Below are 21,270 nucleotides of genomic sequence, written 5' to 3' on the forward strand. Positions count from 1 at the left end.
CTAAGTATTATTGAAGAATACATTTAAGTCAAGCAAGCTTTACATAAAGTAATGTAGATTAGACATAATCTATACTATAACTGTTTAATTAAGATTCTTAACGTTTGACTCAGAATATTGTATTAACTTATTGCTTGCAGTAGGATAAAAAAACCTGTTGAAGTAACCTCAATTTTAACAATAACAATGATGAGCCCTGCATGAGTAAATCCGTTTTCTTTGTCGGCGAATGGCAAGTAACAGCTACCACCAATAGTTTAATACGAGGCGCGCAAATCAAACAACTTGAGCCCAAAGCGATGGATGTTTTATTGTTATTATGCGAAAAACAAGGAGAGTTAGTTAGCAGTGAAGAGATCCTTAACCACTGTTGGCGCACAGTTGCAGTGGGCGATAATCCCCTGCATAAAGTCATCACGCAATTGCGTAAAGCATTTGACGATAAAGCCAGTGATCCGCAATACATAGAGACAATCCGCAAGCGCGGCTATCGCGTTATCGCCAAAATAGAGCTCCCTCTTGATGATGAGCAAAAAGCCAGCCATAGTAAGTGGCAAGGTGATTCGCCATTTGTTGGGTTAAGCGCGTTCACCCCCAATGAAGCCGCGGTGTTTTTTGGCCGCAGCAAGCAAATAAACACACTATTACAGCGGGTATCTGCGCAAATTAATTATGGCCGCGCATTTTGCTTATTGCTCGGCTCAAGTGGCTCAGGTAAGTCATCACTGGTCAATGCAGGTGTATTACCAGCACTAATGAGTGAAGCAGGCTTTGATGGCTTTCGAATTGAGTCATACTGCTTGCTCGACTTTGCAGACGTAAGTAAAGGTCGGCTATTTCTCGATCTAGCCTCTACTTTACTTGATTTAGAAATCAACGATGCGCCAGTTTTAACAAATATCAGTGCCGACTCCCTCAGTGAGTTATTACTCTCAACGCCTGAGCAAGTTATTGAGCGTTGCCAAATGGCTTTAAAGCAAGGGCAAACAACCCATATAAAACCGTATTTATTTTTATTTATCGACCGCCTTGAAGTATTGCTGTCGTCGCCAGTATTTAGCGAGCAAGAGCGCAGCCAGTTTTTAACAATTATAGAGTTACTGGCCACCAGTAACTGCATTATTATATTTAGCGCCTGTCGAAATGACTTTTACCCCCAAGTGGTTAATCAACCCAGTTTAATGGCTGGTAAAGCCAATGGCGCGCATTTTGACTTGCTACCGCCAACGCGTTCTGAATTAAAACAGATGATCCGCCTGCCAGCTTTAGCCGCAGGGCTTAGTTGGCAGCTTGACCCTGAGCACCAAACACCACTGGATGAAATGCTCTGTAACGACACCGCCAATAACCCCGACGCCCTGCCAATGCTGCAATACACTTTGCAACAACTGTACTTACAGCGCAGCGAAAACGATGAGCTATTAGTCTCTGAATACCAAGCATTGGGCGGTATTGAAGGCGCGATTGGCCAAAAAGCTGAGCACGTTTTTACACAACTGCCCAAGCAACAACAAGCCCAGCTGAGCTTGGTATTATCAAAACTAATTACCCTGCACGCTGATGGCGAAACCCTCACCAGCCGCGCAGCCCGTTGGGATGAACTCACCACCCCTGCACAAACACAACTTGCACAAGCGATGGTCGATAGCCGCTTATTTGTGTCGCACCTTAAAAACGAGCAAGCCTGTTTTAGTTTGGCACACGAAGCACTACTACGTCAGTGGCAACGCGCCATAGACTGGATAAACCAACACCAACAAAGCTTAGCCATTAAAAGTCGCTTACAAATCGCCACCGAGCGTTGGTTAAACGAGCAAAAACATGCCGACTTTTTATTAGCGCAGGGCAAGCCGTTACAAGAAGCACAAAGCCTTATAAATAACCCGATGTTTAGCCTCAGTGTTGCTGAACTGAGTTTAATTAAAGCATCAAACCGCAGGGCAAAACGTAAAAAAAGAGTGTTACAAGCCACCGCGGTTGCACTTATTTTACTCAGTTTTATAGCCACCTTTATGAGCGTACGCAGCTACCACGCCGAGCAAGTCGCGCAGCAAAAACGCTTAGAAGCCGAAAGCCTACTTGGTTTTATGGTGGGTGAATTTGCCGATAAACTGCGTAGCGTTAAACGTATGGATTTGCTCGATGGCATTAGCAATAAAGCGCTGGAGTATTTTACTAATCAAGCTGATGAGGACAACTCTCTCTTTCGCTTTACAGACCAAAAAACCGAATTTAACAACCGCTTTCAATATGCACAAACCCTTGAGGCAATGGGGGAAGTGGCCTATTCCCGCGGTAAAACCGACGAAGCATTTACCGCGTTTGAGAGCGCCCGCACCCGACTTGAGGGATTATTAAAAACCCAACCTAGCAACTTAGAGTTACTTACGCTTGCGGGTGCCAATGCCTTTTGGTTAGGGCAACTTCATTATGATAAAAGTGATTACGCTGCCACAGAGCCAATGTTTAAAAAATACCAAGCCTATAGTGAAACAATGTACTCCCTAGCACCCAATGATTTTAACTCCATTATGGAGTTGTCTTATTCACATAACTCTCTCGGCTCGTTATATTTAAAACAATTTAACTATGCTGCTGCAAAACAAAGCTTCACAGAGTCGCTAAATCTTAAAAACAAAGCACTCGAGCTTAAACCCAGCAATAAAAACTTATTACGTGATAAAACAGATACAATTAGCTGGCTTGCCAGTACAGAAGAAAATTTGGGTAATTTTAATACGGCATTAACAATGTTAGAAAATGCATCTAATGAGTTGAATAATATTTTGGCACAATATCCCAATGATGCCAGCGTATTAAGCAATCTTACTTATATTTATATGCAACAAAGTTTCCTACTAAGTTATTTCTCGGATAAGCAGCGCTCTTATGAAAAAGCTAAGCTAGCAAATGACAGTATAAGTAATGCTCTTCTTCAAGATCCAAATAATAATAAATTCCAGAAAATATATTACCGTTCTTTATCTTATAAATTGATGTTATCGAACGAGCAAGATCTTAACGATAACATAAAAGAAATATTAAACTTTTTAACAGAGCAGGATTTAAATGATACTGAAACTATTAATATATTTATCAGTATTATTCATTACTACATCAACATAGGTATAAATTCCAAAGCAAATGAACTACTAATTAAACTTGAAAACAACAATGATTACAAAGTACAAATAGGAAAACTATGGCAAACAGCAAACTCCTTAGTTTTAGCAAGGATATATTTAATTAAAGCTAAACTTGCAACAAATAATGATGACCGAAGCTTATTTTGTGAAAAAGCAATTAAAATAATTTCATTCCGAGAAAATAAAAGTATAAAAACAACGTACCCTTTGGTTCAAGCATATAGCTGCTCAAATAGAAAAAATGAAGCGAAAAAATTAAAAGAAAACCTAATACAGTTAGGTATTGATGACTTTAGCCTATAACAAAAATGATAGAGGAAATAACATGAATAACAACCAACAAGTTGTTAACTTTTCAGTAGAAATCGAGCTTGTAGATAACAAAGCAAATTTTACATACTATATAGGAGATGACCAAGTCTCAGGTGGAGGTGAGGTAAGAACCAAAACTACTGCTATTTACACTTTAAAACAAGACACATTTAATAAAGGCTTCTTATTTAGCAGCGCAACAATCACTGGCAACTGTGCTGATGACTTCCTTTACGTAGTTAATAATAACGGTAAGTCTATTACCATTACAGATACCGATGAAACCAGCGGTACAGCATCAATCATTTTTAATGTGGAATGTAATGGCACCTCTTACAGCAGTAGCGACCCTCAGGTTATAAACAAAGAAGAAATTTAATTACTGCAACCTATCCCTTTCTTTCTCTTGCTTCGCAGGCGTTACCTCACCTGCGTATTTTAATTTTATTATTAAAAATCAAAAACTTAAAACCAGAAGGTTACCAGAAGGTTTATTTGCACTTTTTTAAGTAAATTTATAGACACCAAAAACGTATAGCAAAACGTAAAGGATTAAACGTGTCTAACCAAACAAATAATAACCAAACACTTAACGCAAATAAGCAATCAGCTACTATTGGCAAAACCCTTTCAGCCTGTCTTTCTCACTTACAGTTTGGTTCTTTAATTGAATTATTCAACGGCATCAGTGAAGGTATTTTTATCATCGATGAGCAAGGTACGTTTGAGTTTGCAAACCCAATGGCGGCACAGTTTTTAGGCGACTCCCAGCAATCATTGATTGGTCAAAGCCTACTACAGTTTTTACATGAAACTGACCGCGATAAATACATGTATACGTTACTAAACTGGTTAGATATAAAAGATACTCGCCTTAACTTTGGTCCTAATGAAGTAAAAATAAACAAAACGGATGGCAATATAATTGAGGCCGACTTATCTATTTCTAATATGCCTTCGAGCATTGCGTCAGCGCAAAAACTTTATGTGTGCATATTACATGATTTAAGTATTCACAAAGCAATATATAACAAATTAAAAGTACAAGCTTCAATAGATCATTTAACTGGGCTTGCTAATCGCTTCACGCTCGATGAATCATTAAAACAATACTGGCAAGAAAGTATTCAAAGCCACCAGCCATTAACTAGTATATTAATTGATGTCGATCATTTTAAAAGATTCAACGATACCTATGGCCATATTAAAGGCGATAAGTGCTTACAAAAAATAGCCAAGATTATTTTGCAATGTATACCATCAAGAGATTGTTTAGCCGCTCGCTATGGCGGTGAAGAATTTGCTGTTATTCTGCCACGCTGCAACCGCGATAGCGCCGCTGTTGTTGCCAGACATATTCAACAACAAATAAATGCGATGACGTTTACTGATATAGGCCTGCCGCCAGAAGTTAAAGTAAGTGTGAGCCAAGGTATAGCCTGTGAACTTGATAATCAATACCGTACCTGCGAAGCACTAATATGTGCTGCTGATACTGCTTTATATAGAGCAAAATCTGACGGCAGAAATAAAATCAGCATCAGCTCATAAACACAACATTAACAAGATTTGATTTATTTTAACGAAATGCATTAGTTACACATATACTATATTTTAATGTTATTTGTTTGTTCCCAATACGCTATATAAACTAGATGGCGTATGACAACAACTCGGGATCAACAATGAAACTATTTAACAAGTTACCTTTACAACTTGCTATTGCAAGTACATTGGCAACCTCAGCGACTGCAATCGCTGTTGAGCAAACAGCTGACACAACAGCACAAGATATTGAAGTTATTTCGGTTACCGGCACACGTCGTAGTTTACGCAGCCTGTCGGAAAGTACAGTTCCTGTAGACTTGCTAACCAGTCGTGATCTGGCAACCACAGGCCAGCTTGAAATAAGCCAAGTGCTTGCTGCGCAACTACCCAGCTTTAACTACCCAAGTGCAACCCTCGCTGATGGTACCGACCATGCAAAACCAGCAGTATTACGAGGCCTAGCTCCTGATCACACCTTAGTACTTGTCAATGGTAAACGCCGTCACTCTGGTGCTTTATTAAATTTAGGTGGCACAGTTGGCCGTGGCTCTACGGCTGTTGATTTAAATAATATTCCAACCTCTGCGATTAAACGCGTTGAAGTACTGCGTGATGGTGCAGCTGCGCAATATGGCTCAGATGCCATCGCCGGTGTGATCAATATTGTACTCAAAGATGCCGATGAAGGCGGCAGTGTAAGCTACACTTATGGTCAATATGATTCGCAAATGGCAGGCTCTGCACAGTTAAAAGAAACAATCATCGACTCGCAAGGTAAGCTTGGTTTTGTTAAAGGTGATGACCGCGGCGTTAACGATGGTATTACCCGTACTGCAAGTGCCAATGCAGGTTTTTCGCTTAGCGAGAATGGCTTTATCAATATCTCAATTGAAACCCGCAACAACGAGCCAACTAACCGCTCAGGTATTGATGAGCGAGAACAATATAATCGTAATGAAAACGGCGCGCTTGATCCAAAAGAGCTAACGTTTGACCGTTATAATCACCGTTTTGGTAAAGCCGATGTTGAAGATATCGCGCTATTTTATAATCTTGGCTACGACTTTAGTGATGACTTATCACTTTACTCTTTTGCCAGCTATTCAAATCGTAAAGGTAACTCAGGCGGTTTCTATCGCCGTGCCAAAGACAACCGTAATGTGCCAAGCGTTTATCCTGATGGGTTTTTACCAAACATTGACACTGATGTTGACGACTATTCGTTTGCTATCGGTTTAAATGGGGTTAGTAATGATTGGACATGGGATATCAGCACTAATTATGGTCGCAATGATTTTGCATTAGGTGTTAGCAATAGTATCAATACCTCTATGGGTGCTAACAGTCCGACAGAGTTTGATAATGGCGCATTAGTGTATGAACAATTCCTTGTTAACATGGATGCCAGCAATAGCTTTGACTTAGGCTTGCCTGATGACGTGTTTGTTACCATTGGTACTGAATATCGCCATGAAAACTACCAAATCAAAGCCGGTGAACAAGCTTCGTATTTAACGGTACTTGATGCACAAGGCGTACCTGTTGCCGCCGGTGGTGCACAAGTTTTATCAGGTTTTTCACCCGATAGCGCAACTGATAAAAGCCGCCATAACATTGCCCTATTTGCTGAATTTGATACCTACCTCACTGAAAATTGGAATGCTGTGCTAGCAGGTCGATTTGAAGACTATAGTGATTTTGGCAGTACTTTTACAGCGAAACTTGCCAGCCGCTATAGCATTACTCCTTCATTATCGTTACGTGGTGCTATCAGTAGTGGTTTTAGAGCACCGTCTCTTGCACAAACATCTTATAAATCAGTCAGCACTGTATTTGAAAATGGCGTACCTAGAGAAGTCGGATTATTTCCAAGTAGTGAGGCTGCTGCCAAAGCGCTTGGCGCAAAAGATTTAGACGCTGAAGAGTCTGTCAATATGACCGCTGGTTTTATCTTCACAGAAGGTAATTTTAGCTTCACGCTTGATGCTTATCGTATCGATATTGATGATCGCATTGTGCTTTCTGAAAACTTAGAAGGCCCTGCTGTTGAAGCTATTTTACAACAAGCCGCTGAGCTTAATACCCAAAGTGTGCGCTACTTTACCAACGCTATCGATTCGCGTACTCAAGGGGTTGATATTGTTGCCACCTATTTACTCGGTTTAGCTGATTATGGTGACTTACGCTTAAGTGCCGCTGTAAACTTTAACGATACAGAAGTTACTCATGTGAAAGACAATCCACCAGAACTCGAAGCGTTAGGTGATGGATATCAATACTTTGCACGACGTGAAATTTCTCGATTCGAAAAAGGCACACCAGCAGATAAATGGAACCTGTCTGCAACATGGGATTATGAAAATATACAGGCCACGCTTCGTGCAACTCGCTATGGTGAAGTAGTTGATACCTCAAGTAGTGCTGAGGGCGATGAGCTTCTTAAGGCGAAATGGCTCACTGATATTGAAGTGGCGTATCGCCCAACCGAGCAATGGAAACTTGCTTTAGGTGCTAACAATCTATTTGATCAGTACCCGCAAGATACGGTAAGTAATATTGGTTATAGTGATTTCAACCAAATTTTCACTTACAGCGGGTTCACGCCATATAGTTTAGATGGCCGCTTTGTTTATGCGAATGTAACGTTTAACTTTTAATTAAACAAGTAACTACGGCCCATATAAATATGGGCCGTCTTATCGGGGATGTATAGTTACAATCGCTACAAAGTTAAGGCTGTAGCTAATTGCTTATAGACTATTTTATGGTTACGATTTAAATCACTCTCTTTAACTGTTTTAAACCACTTAGTAGCCTGCTGATTATCTTTTGCTTGCCAGCATATTTCTGCCAACCTTAATGTATGCGCAGCTTTTGCAATATCATCACTACCTTCTACCATATAACTCAACGAATCTACATAGTACTTAATAGCAAGGTCATACTGTCCGAGCAATTGATATGTGCGCGCTAAATTCCCCTGTGCCACAATAATTTTGCCTTGATGCTGGGTTGGTAGTATCCAATCAAGCGCTTTTTTCTGCTCTCTCTGGCATTTTCTAAATCGCCATAAGCGTGATAAATATTTGCTTTATTAGACTGCAACTCAAAATTAAAAATTGGATCTTTACTCTTGCCAAACTTTCGTTCGGTTTTGAGCAGCATCTGAAAAGCGGATTCCTTATTACCAAAAACATACTGCAAATTAGCTAACTCGAGCATTCGCATTGGATCTGCAAACGCATCATACATCAACTTTATATCTGTAAATGCCTTATTTGCATAGATTTTTGCACGCTCATCATCGTGATAAAAATGCAAAGCTTTGGCATAGTAAAAATAAGCTTGGACTTTAAATACTTCAGGTAAATCATCTCGTTCTGCGAATGGTTCAACAATGATTTTTAAGGTTTCATAATCATTTTTATCGTAGTAATAATCAAATAAGTAAGACTTGGCTTTATACCACCGAGTTGAATGTAGCTCTGATTGCTCTATACGTTCATTAATATAAACTAAGCAGTCTTTCTCTGGCTGTTGTAAGCAGAATTGTTCGTGATCACTAAAGTGTTCAGACGCATTAGTTAGCGTAGAAAAAATACAGATAAAAATAGCGATTGTTAAGTGATTTTTTATCATAAAGTTTAAGCAAACGCTTAATGCTGTAAAGTATATACATAGATTAAAACATATTTGCATAAAATTATTAACAAATATTGTGCGCTAGCAGATCATGGCGTGCTAGGAGTGGAGGTAAAAAACTGGCTTGGCAATTACAAAAGTATTTTATAATTGCCTAAGCATTTGAAAAGTATAATTATAACCTTTACTGATAGTGCAGAATAACTGATCACACAGCAATATTTTCGTATGCTAAATTAAGCTGCTTTTTTCAGCGCTTTTTTAAGCTTACCTATTTTGGATTTTTGTTTTGCGACTTTATCTTTACGAGCGCTGATTTCTTTTTTAATCGATTTTACTTCTTTACTGATTGCTTTAGCTGGTTTCTTTGACATTGAGTATTTCCTTTTTAATTATGTAACTCGCTATTGCGAGAGCTGTACTTTATGATAAAAAAGAACCAGATGATACGCGCCAACCAGTTCTTCACTAAAAATTCATACAACAGAAATAAAACTGAAATTAATCAAATGCCTGTAAAAGCTATCATACTTCCTACACTAAAATACTAAAGTAGTAATAAACTACCTAACCCTAAGAAAGTGACAAAGCCAACGATATCGGTCACTGTTGTCAAGATTACTGAACCTGACAGTGCGGGATCGATTTTCATTTTATCTAAAATAGAAGGGATCACCACGCCAGACAAAGAGGCTGCAATTAAATTAAACAAAATAGCCACTGTAATGGTAATACTGAGCATTACATCACTAAACCAAAAATAGGTAAGCACACCAATTACCATAGCCCACACACAGCCATTTACGGCACCTACCCTAAGCTCTTTTTTAAGTAGCGCCTTACGGTTTGAGTCAGTCACCTGACCAAGCGCTAAACCGCGCACGATTACGGTTAACGTTTGGCTCCCTGCTATACCGCCCATTGACGCAACTACCGGCATTAATACTGCCAATGCAACCACTTGCTCAATGGTTGCGCCAAATAAGCCAATAAACCAGGATGCTAAAAATGCGGTTGCTAAATTAATGCCTAACCAAATACCACGGTTCTTCGCACTTTTTCGTACGCTGGCAAATAGATCTTCGTCTTCACGTAAACCACCCGCTTTTGCCGCTGCTTCATCGGTGACCTCTTGGCGTAATTCGTAAGCTGAGGTAACTTTTAATCGCCCCAGTAACTTATTATCGACATTGACAACGGGCATTGCCATTTTTTCACTGTGGATCACCACTTCAGCTGCTTCGTATAAATCATCGTCGGCATGCAGTGAAGTTATATCGTGATCAGCAAAACTTAATAAGGTGTCTGAGTCCTTAGCTTTAAATAACGTGTTAACTGATACCTCACCAATTAGCGTGCCTTTGCGGCTCACTAAATAAATAACCTCGGTATATTGCGGTAAGCCTTTTTGCAGGATTTTTCGTGCGCCACCGACCGTTAGTTTGTCTGAAACCTTAAGTGAATCAAAATCAAGCCAGTGACCAAGTTGCTCTGGCAGATACTGCTGCGCTAATTCATATTGCTTGGTTTGTACTTCATCAAGTTGACGGCGAGCGTATTCAACAAAGCGCTCAGGGATCACTTCTTCAAGTTCAAGTAACTCAGCAACGCTTACTTCATCAAGTAATTTAAAACCGTCATCTTCATCGAGTGTTTGTAATAACCAACGACAGCTATCGGCGCCTAAATTAATGAATATTTCATGCTGGGTGTCTTCATCTAATAACTGCCAAATATCTATACGCTGATCTTTTGGTAAGGCTTCAAATAATAACGATAAATGTTCTGTCGAAAGTATTTCTTTGGCGTCAGCTAACAGCTTATTTTTACGCTCTGTGGTATCACATTGTAAAAGCTCATCAATAAGCTGTGGGAGTTGATCAATCGGGTATTCAATCATGTTGAAGCCTTTGAATTTAACTACTTTGTGTTTAGTTTACCTCAGCTTGAAAAAATAGTTTGAGAAATTTTCGTAACAATACCCACAGCTCAAAAAGCTGCGGGTATTTATTATTTACTTAAACCAGCTTTGTGCTCGCTCCATCAGCAAGTAATTAACTGGTACTAGCAACAAGGTAATAAAGGTCGCAAAAATAATCCCAAAGCCTAAACTTACAGCCATTGGGATTAAAAATTGCGCTTGAGTGGCTTTTTCAAACAACAACGGCATTAAGCCTATAAAGGTGGTTAAACTGGTTAACATTACAGGGCGAAAACGTGACGCGCCAGCCAGTTTTACCGCTTCCAGTAATTCGCCGCCTTCACTGCGTTTTTTATTTATAAAATCAACTAATACTAGCGAGTCATTAACCACTACACCGATCAGGGCCAACATCCCAAGTAGGCTCATAATGGTTAATTCCATTCCCATAATCCAGTGTCCTACCACGGCGCCTATCATACCAAACGGGATCACACTCATGACGATCAGCGGCTGTAAGTAAGATTTAAACGGAATAGCTAATAACGCATAGATAATGAAAAATACAAATACCAACGCCCAAGCAAGCGAGCCGAACGATTCACGTTGTTCTTTCGCCTCACCTTCAAGAGAGTGACTAACGCCAGGATATTGCTGCACCAACTCATCAAGGTAAATTTTTAAATCGGCTTGCAGCACTGTCATATTGGTGTTTTCTTTTTCGATATCTGCCGTAACATTCAGAGTCCGATAGCGGTCGATACGATTAATCGTTGAAGGACTTTGCCCAGGCACTAGTTTAGCTACATGTGATAACGGTACTGTGCCACCGGTTGGGGTGTTAATAAGGATATCTTTTAAGTCAGCCACCGAGCGACGTTCATCAAGAGGTAAACGCACCATAACTCTGACGTCATCACGACCACGTTGAATACGCTGTGCTTGAGCACCAAAAAACGAGTTACGTACTTGCTGTGATACATCAACCCGATTTAAACCCAGTGCTAAGCCTTGCTCTGTTAGCTCAATTTGCAGCTCTTCTTTACCATCAGACATGCTATCAGCAATATCAAATACTGTTGGGTAAGTCGCCAAACGCGCTTTGACCTGCTCAGCCACTTCTTGCAAGGTTGATAGCGAGGTTGCTGTAAGCTGGACATCAATTGGATCTGAACTGCGACCTATTTCAGCCCTAAAAGTTAAGCTTTCAGCGCCAGGGATCACACCTATTAAATCGCGCCATTCACTGGCAAGCTCCCGCGAGCCTATATTAGAGTCACGTTTTTCAGCAGGGGTGATTTCAAAGCGTACACTCCCTGAGTTTGATGCACCACCACGACCACCCGTGGTGGCTAAAATGTTTAAAATAACACTTTCGCCTGTATTTTCATCACGGTACTTATCTTGTAATTGACGTGCTTTATCCGACATATCAATCACGTATTTATTAGTCACTTCAAATGGAGTACCTGTCGGTAATGTTAAGCTAACACGCACCGTTTCGCTCGGAATACGAGGGAAGAAAATAAACTTAGTCCACCCACTGGTAACCATAGTTAAAATAATTAAAAAGATCCCCACAAACAAGCTTACCGTAGCTAGCTTATGGCGTAAGGCCAAGTTTAATAACGGTTGATAATACTTTAAAATTGCATGCTCAAAACCATCAGCAAAACGCTGTTGAAATTTATCAAACTTAGATGGTTCGCCTTTTTGATGGCGTAACTTTATATATTTTAGGTGCGCAGGTAATACAAATTTAGATTCAATCAGTGAGAATAATAATACCGGGATCACAACTACAGGGATCTGTGCAAACAGAGCACCACGACTACCTTCTATAAATGCTAACGGTAAAAATGCCGCAACCGTGGTTAAAACACCAAAAGTCACAGGGGTAGCAACTTCTTGGGTGCCACGAATAGCTGCCTGCTCGCCAGATTCAGCGGTTTTTAAATGGGTATAAACGTTCTCACCGGTAACGATTGCATCATCAACCACAATCCCTAGCACTAAGATGAAGCCAAACAAGCTCATAATATTTAGCGTTACCCCAAACAATGGCATGGCTAAAAATGCGCCCATAAATGATACTGGAATACCAATGAATACCCAAAAAGCGATGGCGGGACGTAAAAATAGCGTCAATAACGCCAGTACCAAAATACCACCTTGTAAAGCATTGGTGGTGAGTGTGGCAATACGACTTTTAACCAGCTCTGAATCATCATCCCAGTAACTTAAATCAAACCCTTGTGGTAATTTACTTTGCTGGCCTTCAATATATTCTTTTACTTCATCGGCTACTGTTATGGCACTTTGTGGACCAATACGATATACATCGATAAAGGCCGCTTGCTTACCATTAAACCGAGTCCGCACTGGGGTTTCTTCAAAGTCATCGCGGATAGTAGCAATATCACCTAGACGAATAATAATACCATCTCTTTGATTTTTAACTGCAATGCGAGCAAACTCGTCTTTGCGATATGCTTGCCCTTTAGAGCGAATAAGTACATCTCCCCCTTGGGTTTTTAAATTCCCCGCTGAAATATCAGTACTTGAGTTTGATATCGCCCGTGAAATATCACTTAAGCTCAAACTGTATTGACGCAATGTATCTTGGCTTACTTCAATTGCTAATTCGTAATCACGCACACCACTGAGTTCAACTTGAGTAACACTGGGTAAGCGCAGTAATTGGTCGCGCACTTGCTCTGCATATTCACGGGTTTCTTTTTCACCGTAGTCACTGGCAACGGTAACCGCAATAACCTCACGTTTACGCTCAGCTAAGGCAACAACTGGCTTTTCAGCATCTGCTGGGAAGGTATTAATTGCATCGACTCGGCTTTTTATATCGGCCAATAACTCTCGAGGATCGTAACCGCTGTCGACCTCAATACTCACTGACGCTGACCCCTCAGATGAGCGACTCGATATTTGTTTGATGCCTTCTAAATCTTGTACTGCCTCTTCAATGCGAATGGTCACCCCTTGCTCTACATCTTCAGGAGTTGAGCCTCGCAAGGAAACACTGACGCTAATACGATCGGTTTCAAAAGACGGGAAAACTTCTAAAGGAATTTGCGTGGTAAGGCTAAATAAACCCGCAAAAACAATGCTGATCAGCAATAAATTAGCTGCAACATGGTTTTTAGTAAACCAAGCTATCATGGCTTATCTCCTTGCGAGCGAGCAGCTTTACGCTTTTGCATCAGCTCTTCAACAGTGATCCCTTGTTTTTTAGCCATCGCTGCTAACTGTTCACGTGACGGTCTTTTGCCAGTAGGCTGACTGCCCTCTTTATCAGCTTCACCAATAACTTTAACAGCAGTACCTGAACTAACTTGACCAAGTGGTGTAAGCACTAACTTATCACCCATGTTCAAACCATCGGCAATAATTGCTTGCGTGGCATTTTGCCACGCTAAGCGGATATTTTTACGCTGTAATACACCTTGATCAACAATATATACATAAGTACCTTGGTAAATAGCACTGTTTGGAATAACCAAGACATCAGCGACTAATTTGCCACTGATCTGCGCTTTAATATATTGACCAATCTTAATCGGGTATTGGTTTTGAGCAGTTGCTTTGTAAGGATCATTGATTTGGGCAACAACATAAAGCTGCTGAGCATTTTCATCGATGGCCCCTTCAGTTCTGGCAACTTGTCCTTGCCACTTTTGCATACCAACTAGGTCAGAGCTAAATTCGACAGTTGAGCCATTGGCATTTTTCATACCATCTCGAAATTGCTCTGGCAAATCAATAAAAGGTAAGTCTTTGTTTTTAATTGGCAACCGTATTTCAACACTATCTATGGCGTAAATAGTTGCCAATTGTGTATTGTTACTCACCACTTGACCAAGATCCACACTGCGACTTAATACTCGCCCTGCATAAGGGGCTGTTATCTTTGTGCGCTCTAAGTTTAAATTCGCTTTTTCAAGTTTTGCTTGTGCTGAAAGTACTTGCGCTTGAGCTGCGGCTAGTTGCGGTTCTCGCAGTACTAAATTACTTGCCTGCTCACCATTACCTAAACGCTGCCAATCGATAATAGCCTGACGACTACGTGCTTGTTCTTCTTGAAAGCCTTGCTGCGCAGTGAGTAAATTAGCTTGCGCTTCTTTCACTTCAGCGCGGTGATCTCTGTCATCAAGCTGTAAGAGTACATCGCCTTTTTCAAAAAAGCCCCCTCTCTAAATTGCTCACTGCTGGCGATGATCTGTCCTGAAGCTTGAGCGACCAAGATACTTTGAGTGCGCGGCTTTACAGTACCAAAACTGTCAACCATCACTTGATACGGCTGTAGCTGTAAAGTTTGCACCGCCACACTTATTTGCGCTTTAGGTGGTGAGCCAAAACGCTTTGCTTCTGGTGGGTTTGAGCTAATAAACATTACTAACAAGGCAGTAGCTGCGATTATAGCCGCAGGGATAATAATTTTGGTTTGTTTAATATTCATAATTATTGCTCAGTTGACTCGTTGGTTGGCTGTGAAAAATCGCCACCAAGGGCAATATGGAGATTAATTCGGTTAATAATTAATTGGTTCTTAATTTCAATAACAGAGCTTTGTGCGTCAAAGGACCTATCTTGCGCATCGAGTACCGTAGTGTAAGTTACTAAGCCACTTTGATATTGCTCAAAAGAAAGTTGCTCTGCTGCAATGGCATTTTCTTGTGCCTTAAGTGTAGCTAAGTAGCGAATTTGCAAAGATTGCTCTTGCGAAATAGCTGTTTCCACCTCATTAAATGCATCATATAGACTGGCTAAATATACTTGCTCCTGACGTAACACAGCTAAACGGGCTGCTTCTTCATCAGCACTTAGCCTACCAGCATCAAAAAGTGGCGAAGAAATACTACCCACTAATGACCATGCTAAGTTTGATGGTGAAAATAAATCACTGACACGATCAGCACTGTCACCTAACGTAGCGCTCAGATTTAAACTTGGAAAACGCTGCTTGTGAGCATAAGCTAAATTAGCATCAGTACTTAATAACTGATACCAGCTCGCCATTAAACTTGGTTTACGTGTGATAAGCTCTGACGGTAAACCTAAAGGGATAGATTTATTTAATAGAGGTAAGTCAGCCTCAACACTTAAAGCACCGCGCGGGTAGTCGCCAGTTAAACGCTCTAAAGCCCGAATTGCTTGACTGAGAGTGGCTTTTTGACCAGCAATACGTGAACGCTCATTGCTTAACTCATTACGCGTTAAATAAACATCTAAGGCATCATTTATACCTTGACGATAACCCGACTCAATAATTGCTAGGTTCTGCTCTGCGTTTTTTTCTCGTTGCTGGTACAGCGCCAATAATTTTTGCGCCGTTATTACATTAAACCAACCACTGACCACATCACCTACTAAGCGTTGTTTTGCTTGTTGAAAATTTGCCTGCTGCGCTAGAAAATCAAGGTTTGCCTGGCGCTGCGCATCAGAAAGCTTGCCCCATAAATCAACTTCATAATTAAGTGTTAAATTTGCTGAACTGACATTGCTATAACTAACTGGACGATTGTTTTTACTGCGATTAGTTCGCGCAGATAAATCTAAACTCGGCCAAAGAGCCGCGCCCGACGCAATTAATTGCTGCTGTTTAATTGCAACATCATACCCAGATTGTAAAATCTCTTGGTTACTTGCTAATGCTTGTTCAACCAATGCAAATACCTGTGGGTTTTCTAATTGTTGAAGCCAATTATCTTCAACCTTAAATGCTGACGCCTTTGCTTGTTGCCATTGCTCAGGAGCATTTGCTGTATGTTGCACTCGTTCAGTTGGATTTAGCTGATTGCTGCATGCACTGAGCAGCAAGGCACTGACTACCACTAAACTCGGCTTAAGTTGCCAAATCATATAAAAACCTGAATTACTTATATTTATGAGTGTAATTCAAGCACCAGTTCACAGATAGCTCAACTGATTTTACATAACATTACAAATATCACAATAAAGAGTCGTTTTTGAGGGTTGAGTTTGCCAATTTATATTTACTAGTGGGAAATGCAAGCCGGTGTTTACGTTTAGAAAGTCAAGCTTGCCTTAATACCAATCGTTTTAAGTTACTGACCATTTGATAACAAGGCATAAATTTTGACATCTAGTTGTTCTGCATGAAAAATTTATAACACAGTTAGCGCTTTGTTTAGCTCGCTAGAATAGTTAAATATTTAAGTCGATTGGTATAAATTATAAGAGCGCTAGTTTGCACGTTATTTATAAAAGGCGCGAGTTTTTGAGATTACAAATTAAAGAATGATATTGTACAAGAGTCAGAATTGACGCTGTTTTTCTTCGTAAACTGCTAGCTTAGTTTATTTCAGATACAAAAAAGCCCTGCAAATGCAGGGCTTTGATATAAATGGTGCCTCGACCCGGAATCGAACCAGGGACACGAGGATTTTCAATCCTCTGCTCTACCAACTGAGCTATCGAGGCACATAAACTGTGCAAATTAATTGTTAAATTAAACACTTAATCTAAATAAATGGTCCGACTAACCGAGTCGAACTGATAACCTGAACGAATTACTGATTACAAGTCAGTTGCTCTTTCAAATTATCTAAATAAATGGTGCCGACTAACCGAGTCGAACGGTTGACCTACTGATTACAAGTCAGTTGCTCTACCAGCTGAGCTAAGTCGGCACACTAAACTGTGTGCTAAGGCACGTTTCAATTTTAAAGATTGATAACTTTTAATAAATGGTGCCTCGACCCGGAATCGAACCAGGGACACGAGGATTTTCAATCCTCTGCTCTACCAACTGAGCTATCGAGGCACATTAACTGTGCAGATTAGTTGTTAAATTAAACACTTAATCTAAATAAATGGTGCCGACTAACCGAGTCGAACGGTTGACCTACTGATTACAAGTCAGTTGCTCTACCAGCTGAGCTAAGTCGGCACACTAAACTGTGTGCTAAGGCACGCGTAATAATGTTTTAATCATTTGATTTAAACACCACTACTTAAATAATGGTGCCCAGAGGCGGAATCGAACCACCGACACGAGGATTTTCAATCCTCTGCTCTACCGACTGAGCTATCTGGGCAATTTCAGTATTAATAAAAAATCACAAAGGATTTTCAATGCAATTCCCACTTAGCTCTACTGACTTAGCTATCTGGGCGATTTCAGTTTTAATAAAAAATCACAAAGGATTTTCAATACAATCCCCACTTAACTCTACTGACTGAGCTATCTGGGCAATTTCAGTTTTAATAAAAAATTATAAAGTGTTTTTATACACTTTCCGCTTAGCTCTACTGACTGAGCTATCTGCGTGTGCGGCGTATTAAACTGGTTTTGCCCTTTCAAGTCAACTTTTTTTTATTCTTTATAACTGTTTGCACGGTTTTTCAACAAACTGTTTAATAAACGTAAAAAACGCTGTTTATTACAACAGCTGTTTGTAGTTTAACGTAACTGTCTATTAATTTAGGCTCCTTGTAAACAACAGCACTAAAAACGTAGTGAATTATTTCTGGTAAATGGTAGGATTGATTTCCAGTACACAAGCGACTGTTTAGATTGCGGTTGATAATAGATTAAGTTGGATAATAAATGCAGAGTAAATTTTCTTCTCCTGTAAAAGGGCTGTTACCTCTTTTTATACTAATAAACTTAGCCGTAACAGCACTCGCTGTGGTTGCTTATTCTTTTTACCCTAGTAACACTGAAGACTCAAAAGCACCACCAAGTTCACTAAGCTTAATAACGTTAGCTGAGCAATTAGACACACCTTTGGTTAATGCATTGACTCGAACAGGACAAGATAATGCCACTCAACTACTAAATTTAAGCGCTTCGCTAAATAATCAATTTGATTACTACTTATATAGATATACACCTACTGCTCAAACACAATTGGTTTTTGCCAGTAATAAACCAGCAATTGCACCGCTAAAACTTGATCAACATTTAGCTGAGCAAGGTATTATCCATCATCAATTAAATTTAAATGATCAACCCGTTGGTGAATTAATCATTAAACAAAAAATCACTGCCCCCCTCTACTGCCAAATTATTCCATCGTGCTTGCATTGGCTATTGCAGGAGTTGCTGGAGTAAGTTTATTTTTACTAGCGCTGTTTTTTAACGTTTATCTTAATACGCGGATCCGCAAAAGTAGTGACACTCTTGCACATGAATTAGAGAGCATCACTAAATCTGGCAGTTACAATACACATATCGACGAACAATTAGATATCGGCCTTGGCGTTGTAGCTAAAAATATCAATCAACTATTACAGCAAGTACAAGATGCTATCAATAGTAATGACGTAGCCCAAAAAGATTTGCAAAAACTGCAAAGCAGTCTGGAAACTGAAGTGCAAAACCGCACTTTAGCGCTTGAAAAAGCGAGCCATAGAGCTGAGCAAGCTAGCGAAGCCAAAACCACGTTTTTAGCAACTATGAGCCATGAAATACGCACCCCAATGAATGGCGTTATTGGCACCATTGATTTACTAAGACAAACAGATCTCAATGGCGCTCAGCATCGCCTAAGTACAATTATTCGTGAATCAGCCTTTTCACTATTGGGGATTCTGGATGATATTTTAGATTTTTCGAAAATTGAAGCGGGTAAACTAAATATCGACCCAACTCCTTTTTCGGTCTCGGATACTATTGAGGAAGTTGCCAGAGTATTATCATCGGTTGCAAAAAAACGTCAGCTTGATTTAGAGCTAGCTATAGCACCTGATATACCAGTTAATTTAATTGGTGATACTGTTCGCGTTCGCCAAGTACTTTATAACTTATGTAGTAATGCAATTAAATTTACTAGCACCGATGAAAATCGTCTAGGTCAGGTACGCATTGCTGTAGAAGTGGCACAAAATACTGCTGACCATTTTACTCTGCGTTTTAGCGTCAGCGACAATGGTAAAGGTATGAGCCAAGCTCAACTGCGTGAAATATTCAATCCATTTATTCAAGCTGAAGGATCAATTACCCGTGAGTACGGTGGCACAGGCCTAGGTTTATCTATTTGTAAAAGTTTAACCGAGTTAATGTTAGGGTCCATTAGTGTTACCAGCGATATAGGTATTGGTAGTGACTTTGTGGTGGAATTGCCATTTAGTACTGAAAACACCATAAAGTATGCCCATAAAGGTGCGTTGAAAGATCATTCTGTAATACTCATCACTGAGCATCAAAGCAGAAAACAAACGCTTTCTCGTTATTTATCATTTATGGGGGCAAACACAATTACGGCGCAAACGGTGCAAGAAATTGAACAATCTCAAGATAACCCTGGCGTTATCTGGTTGCTTGATGGGATCGATTCAATGGATAGCATTAATTACTTATTACGCCGTTTACTGTACACCCTTGAAGATAATAACCAACAGGTGATCGTACTTAGTAAATTAGATGAAGCCGCAATAAATCATAAAAACATCTTCTATCTCAATGCGTCACCATTGTGTAAGTCAAACTTTATGATGTCGTTATTGGTTGCTGCGGGGCTGCATACACCAAAACAAGTTAAACCTGTTAAAACCCTTAATAATTATTTAAATATTGAACAAGCACGTGAAGAAAACAAACTCGTGCTACTTGTTGAAGACAATGTTTTGAATCAACAAGTACTTACCGATCAACTACATTTACTTGGGTTTGGCGTTGAAGTTGCTGATAACGGCGAGCAAGGTTTAAAAATGTGGCAAAGCGGCCGTTACCCGTTAATTTTAACTGATTTACATATGCCTAAAATGTCAGGTTACGACATGGTTGAAAAAATTCGCGACGAAGCTGCACAACTTGAAGACATCAACGCTCAGCCTTATGTTATTGCAATAACAGCAAATGCCTTAAAGGGTGAAAAAGAACGCTGTTTAAATGCTGGCATTAACGATTTCATTACTAAACCAGTTGAATTAAATACGCTAGAGGCAACTCTTAATAGTTGGAGTGAAAGCAAGCAAGGACCGATTACGGCTTCTCCTAATAAGCCGTCAGCACCAATTAACTTTGAAATGCTCGCTAAATACATAAACAATGATGAAGCAAAGCAGTTACGATTCTTTAAAATGTACTTAGAGCAAAGCCATACGTTAGCTAAAGACATTAACACAGGGGTAATGACCAGTGATAAAGAAATAATAATTGCAGCTTGCCACCAACTTAAATCTATATCAAAAACAATTGGCGCAGAAAAAGTAGCTGAGCTAGCTGCTGACTTTGAAGATAACTGTAAAGAACAAGACTTAACCAGTGATCAACTAATTGAACTGCGTGACAATTTAGAGATTGAGTACTCCCGTGTTGCGCAGTTTTTAAAAGAACAAGTTAGTAATGCCCAAGAGCAAGATGATCTGATTTAATTCAAGCAGTAAAAAAGGGCTTATTGCCCTTTTTATTCGCATGTGAAAATTATTTTTCTGGCGGACGGTAGCCTTCGATTTCTACATCTTTATCTTCGAACAAAAAGCCAACCATTTGCTCTTCTAGAAAAGTACGATGCTCTGGGTCCATCATATTTAAATGTTTTTCATTGATCAGCATTGTTTGCTTGTGCTGCCACTGTGCAAATGCTTCTTTAGAAATATTATTAAAAATCCTTTCACCCAACTCACCAGGGTAAAGTTGGAAACCAAGCCCTTCGGCTTCTTTTTGTAACTTTTGACAAAATACAGTGCGTGCCATGATTGCTCTCTTGTGCTCTT

At 39.9% G+C, this 21,270-nt stretch carries 11 protein-coding genes, 5 tRNA genes and 2 pseudogenes; 5 read left to right on the forward strand and 13 right to left on the reverse strand.

Annotated elements, in window-relative coordinates; genetic code table 11:
* Positions 1-200: 200 nt before the first annotated feature.
* The 4 genes from P4S61_RS03865 to P4S61_RS03880 all read left to right on the forward strand — a co-directional run bounded on the left by P4S61_RS03865 (position 201) and on the right by P4S61_RS03880 (position 7,663).
* A complete protein-coding gene (locus P4S61_RS03865; protein WP_337117806.1) occupies positions 201-3,449 on the forward strand; it encodes an nSTAND1 domain-containing NTPase in 3,249 nt (1,082 codons plus the stop codon).
* A gap of 22 nt (positions 3,450-3,471) precedes the next feature.
* Positions 3,472-3,837 carry a DP-EP family protein gene (locus tag P4S61_RS03870; RefSeq protein WP_337117807.1) on the forward strand — a complete coding sequence of 122 codons (366 nt, stop codon included), beginning with the start codon at positions 3,472-3,474 and terminating at the stop codon, positions 3,835-3,837.
* 179 nt (positions 3,838-4,016) lie between these two features.
* Positions 4,017-5,009: a GGDEF domain-containing protein gene (locus tag P4S61_RS03875; RefSeq protein WP_182734459.1), complete on the forward strand. Its 993-nt coding sequence runs from the start codon at positions 4,017-4,019 to the stop codon at positions 5,007-5,009.
* 104 nt (positions 5,010-5,113) lie between these two features.
* A complete protein-coding gene (locus P4S61_RS03880) occupies positions 5,114-7,663 on the forward strand; it encodes a TonB-dependent receptor plug domain-containing protein (protein WP_392352438.1) in 2,550 nt (849 codons plus the stop codon).
* Between the two features lie 65 nt (positions 7,664-7,728).
* On the opposite strand, the gene P4S61_RS03885 is transcribed toward P4S61_RS03880, so the two are convergent.
* From P4S61_RS03885 to P4S61_RS03940, 12 genes and pseudogenes are all read right to left on the reverse strand, one after another.
* Complete coding sequence (locus P4S61_RS03885; protein WP_337117809.1) at positions 7,729-7,995, reverse strand: tetratricopeptide repeat protein; 267 nt, start codon at positions 7,993-7,995, stop codon at positions 7,729-7,731.
* The gene (locus tag P4S61_RS03890; RefSeq protein ID WP_337117810.1) at positions 7,977-8,645 is read right to left on the reverse strand and encodes a hypothetical protein; all 669 of its coding nucleotides are present in this window, start codon (positions 8,643-8,645) and stop codon (positions 7,977-7,979) included. Before P4S61_RS03890 ends, P4S61_RS03885 begins: the two co-directional genes overlap by 19 nt.
* Positions 8,646-8,884: 239 nt before the next feature.
* On the reverse strand, positions 8,885-9,022 hold the full coding sequence (locus P4S61_RS03895) for a hypothetical protein (RefSeq protein ID WP_182732438.1): 138 nt from the start codon (positions 9,020-9,022) through the stop codon (positions 8,885-8,887).
* Between the two features lie 173 nt (positions 9,023-9,195).
* Entirely contained in the window at positions 9,196-10,548 is a 1,353-nt protein-coding gene (locus P4S61_RS03900) for a magnesium transporter (RefSeq protein WP_145237527.1), read from the reverse strand.
* A gap of 114 nt (positions 10,549-10,662) precedes the next feature.
* Positions 10,663-13,746: an efflux RND transporter permease subunit gene (locus P4S61_RS03905; RefSeq protein ID WP_337117812.1), complete on the reverse strand. Its 3,084-nt coding sequence runs from the start codon at positions 13,744-13,746 to the stop codon at positions 10,663-10,665.
* A pseudogene (locus P4S61_RS03910) lies at positions 13,743-15,043 on the reverse strand (efflux RND transporter periplasmic adaptor subunit). Before P4S61_RS03910 ends, P4S61_RS03905 begins: the two are co-directional and overlap by 4 nt.
* 2 nt (positions 15,044-15,045) lie before the next feature.
* A complete protein-coding gene (locus P4S61_RS03915; RefSeq protein WP_145237536.1) occupies positions 15,046-16,446 on the reverse strand; it encodes an efflux transporter outer membrane subunit in 1,401 nt (466 codons plus the stop codon).
* 506 nt (positions 16,447-16,952) lie between these two features.
* Positions 16,953-17,028: transfer RNA gene (locus tag P4S61_RS03920), tRNA-Phe, on the reverse strand.
* 133 nt (positions 17,029-17,161) lie between these two features.
* Positions 17,162-17,237, reverse strand: a tRNA-Thr gene (locus tag P4S61_RS03925).
* A gap of 58 nt (positions 17,238-17,295) precedes the next feature.
* Positions 17,296-17,371, reverse strand: a tRNA-Phe gene (locus tag P4S61_RS03930).
* 50 nt (positions 17,372-17,421) lie between these two features.
* Positions 17,422-17,497, reverse strand: a tRNA-Thr gene (locus P4S61_RS03935).
* Positions 17,498-17,569: 72 nt separating this feature from the next.
* A tRNA-Phe gene (locus P4S61_RS03940) sits at positions 17,570-17,645 on the reverse strand.
* Between the two features lie 512 nt (positions 17,646-18,157).
* Between P4S61_RS03940 and P4S61_RS03945 the strand changes: the two are divergent.
* Positions 18,158-20,928, forward strand: a pseudogene (locus tag P4S61_RS03945) (ATP-binding protein).
* A 49-nt stretch (positions 20,929-20,977) separates the two neighbouring features.
* Here P4S61_RS03945 and P4S61_RS03950 read toward each other — a convergent pair.
* A complete protein-coding gene (locus P4S61_RS03950) occupies positions 20,978-21,250 on the reverse strand; it encodes an oxidative damage protection protein (protein ID WP_145237543.1) in 273 nt (90 codons plus the stop codon).
* Between the last annotated feature and the right edge of the window lie 20 nt (positions 21,251-21,270).

It is taken from the genome of Pseudoalteromonas sp. B160 (genome assembly GCF_037162485.1).
In the GTDB taxonomy this organism is placed as follows: domain Bacteria; phylum Pseudomonadota; class Gammaproteobacteria; order Enterobacterales; family Alteromonadaceae; genus Pseudoalteromonas; species Pseudoalteromonas rhizosphaerae.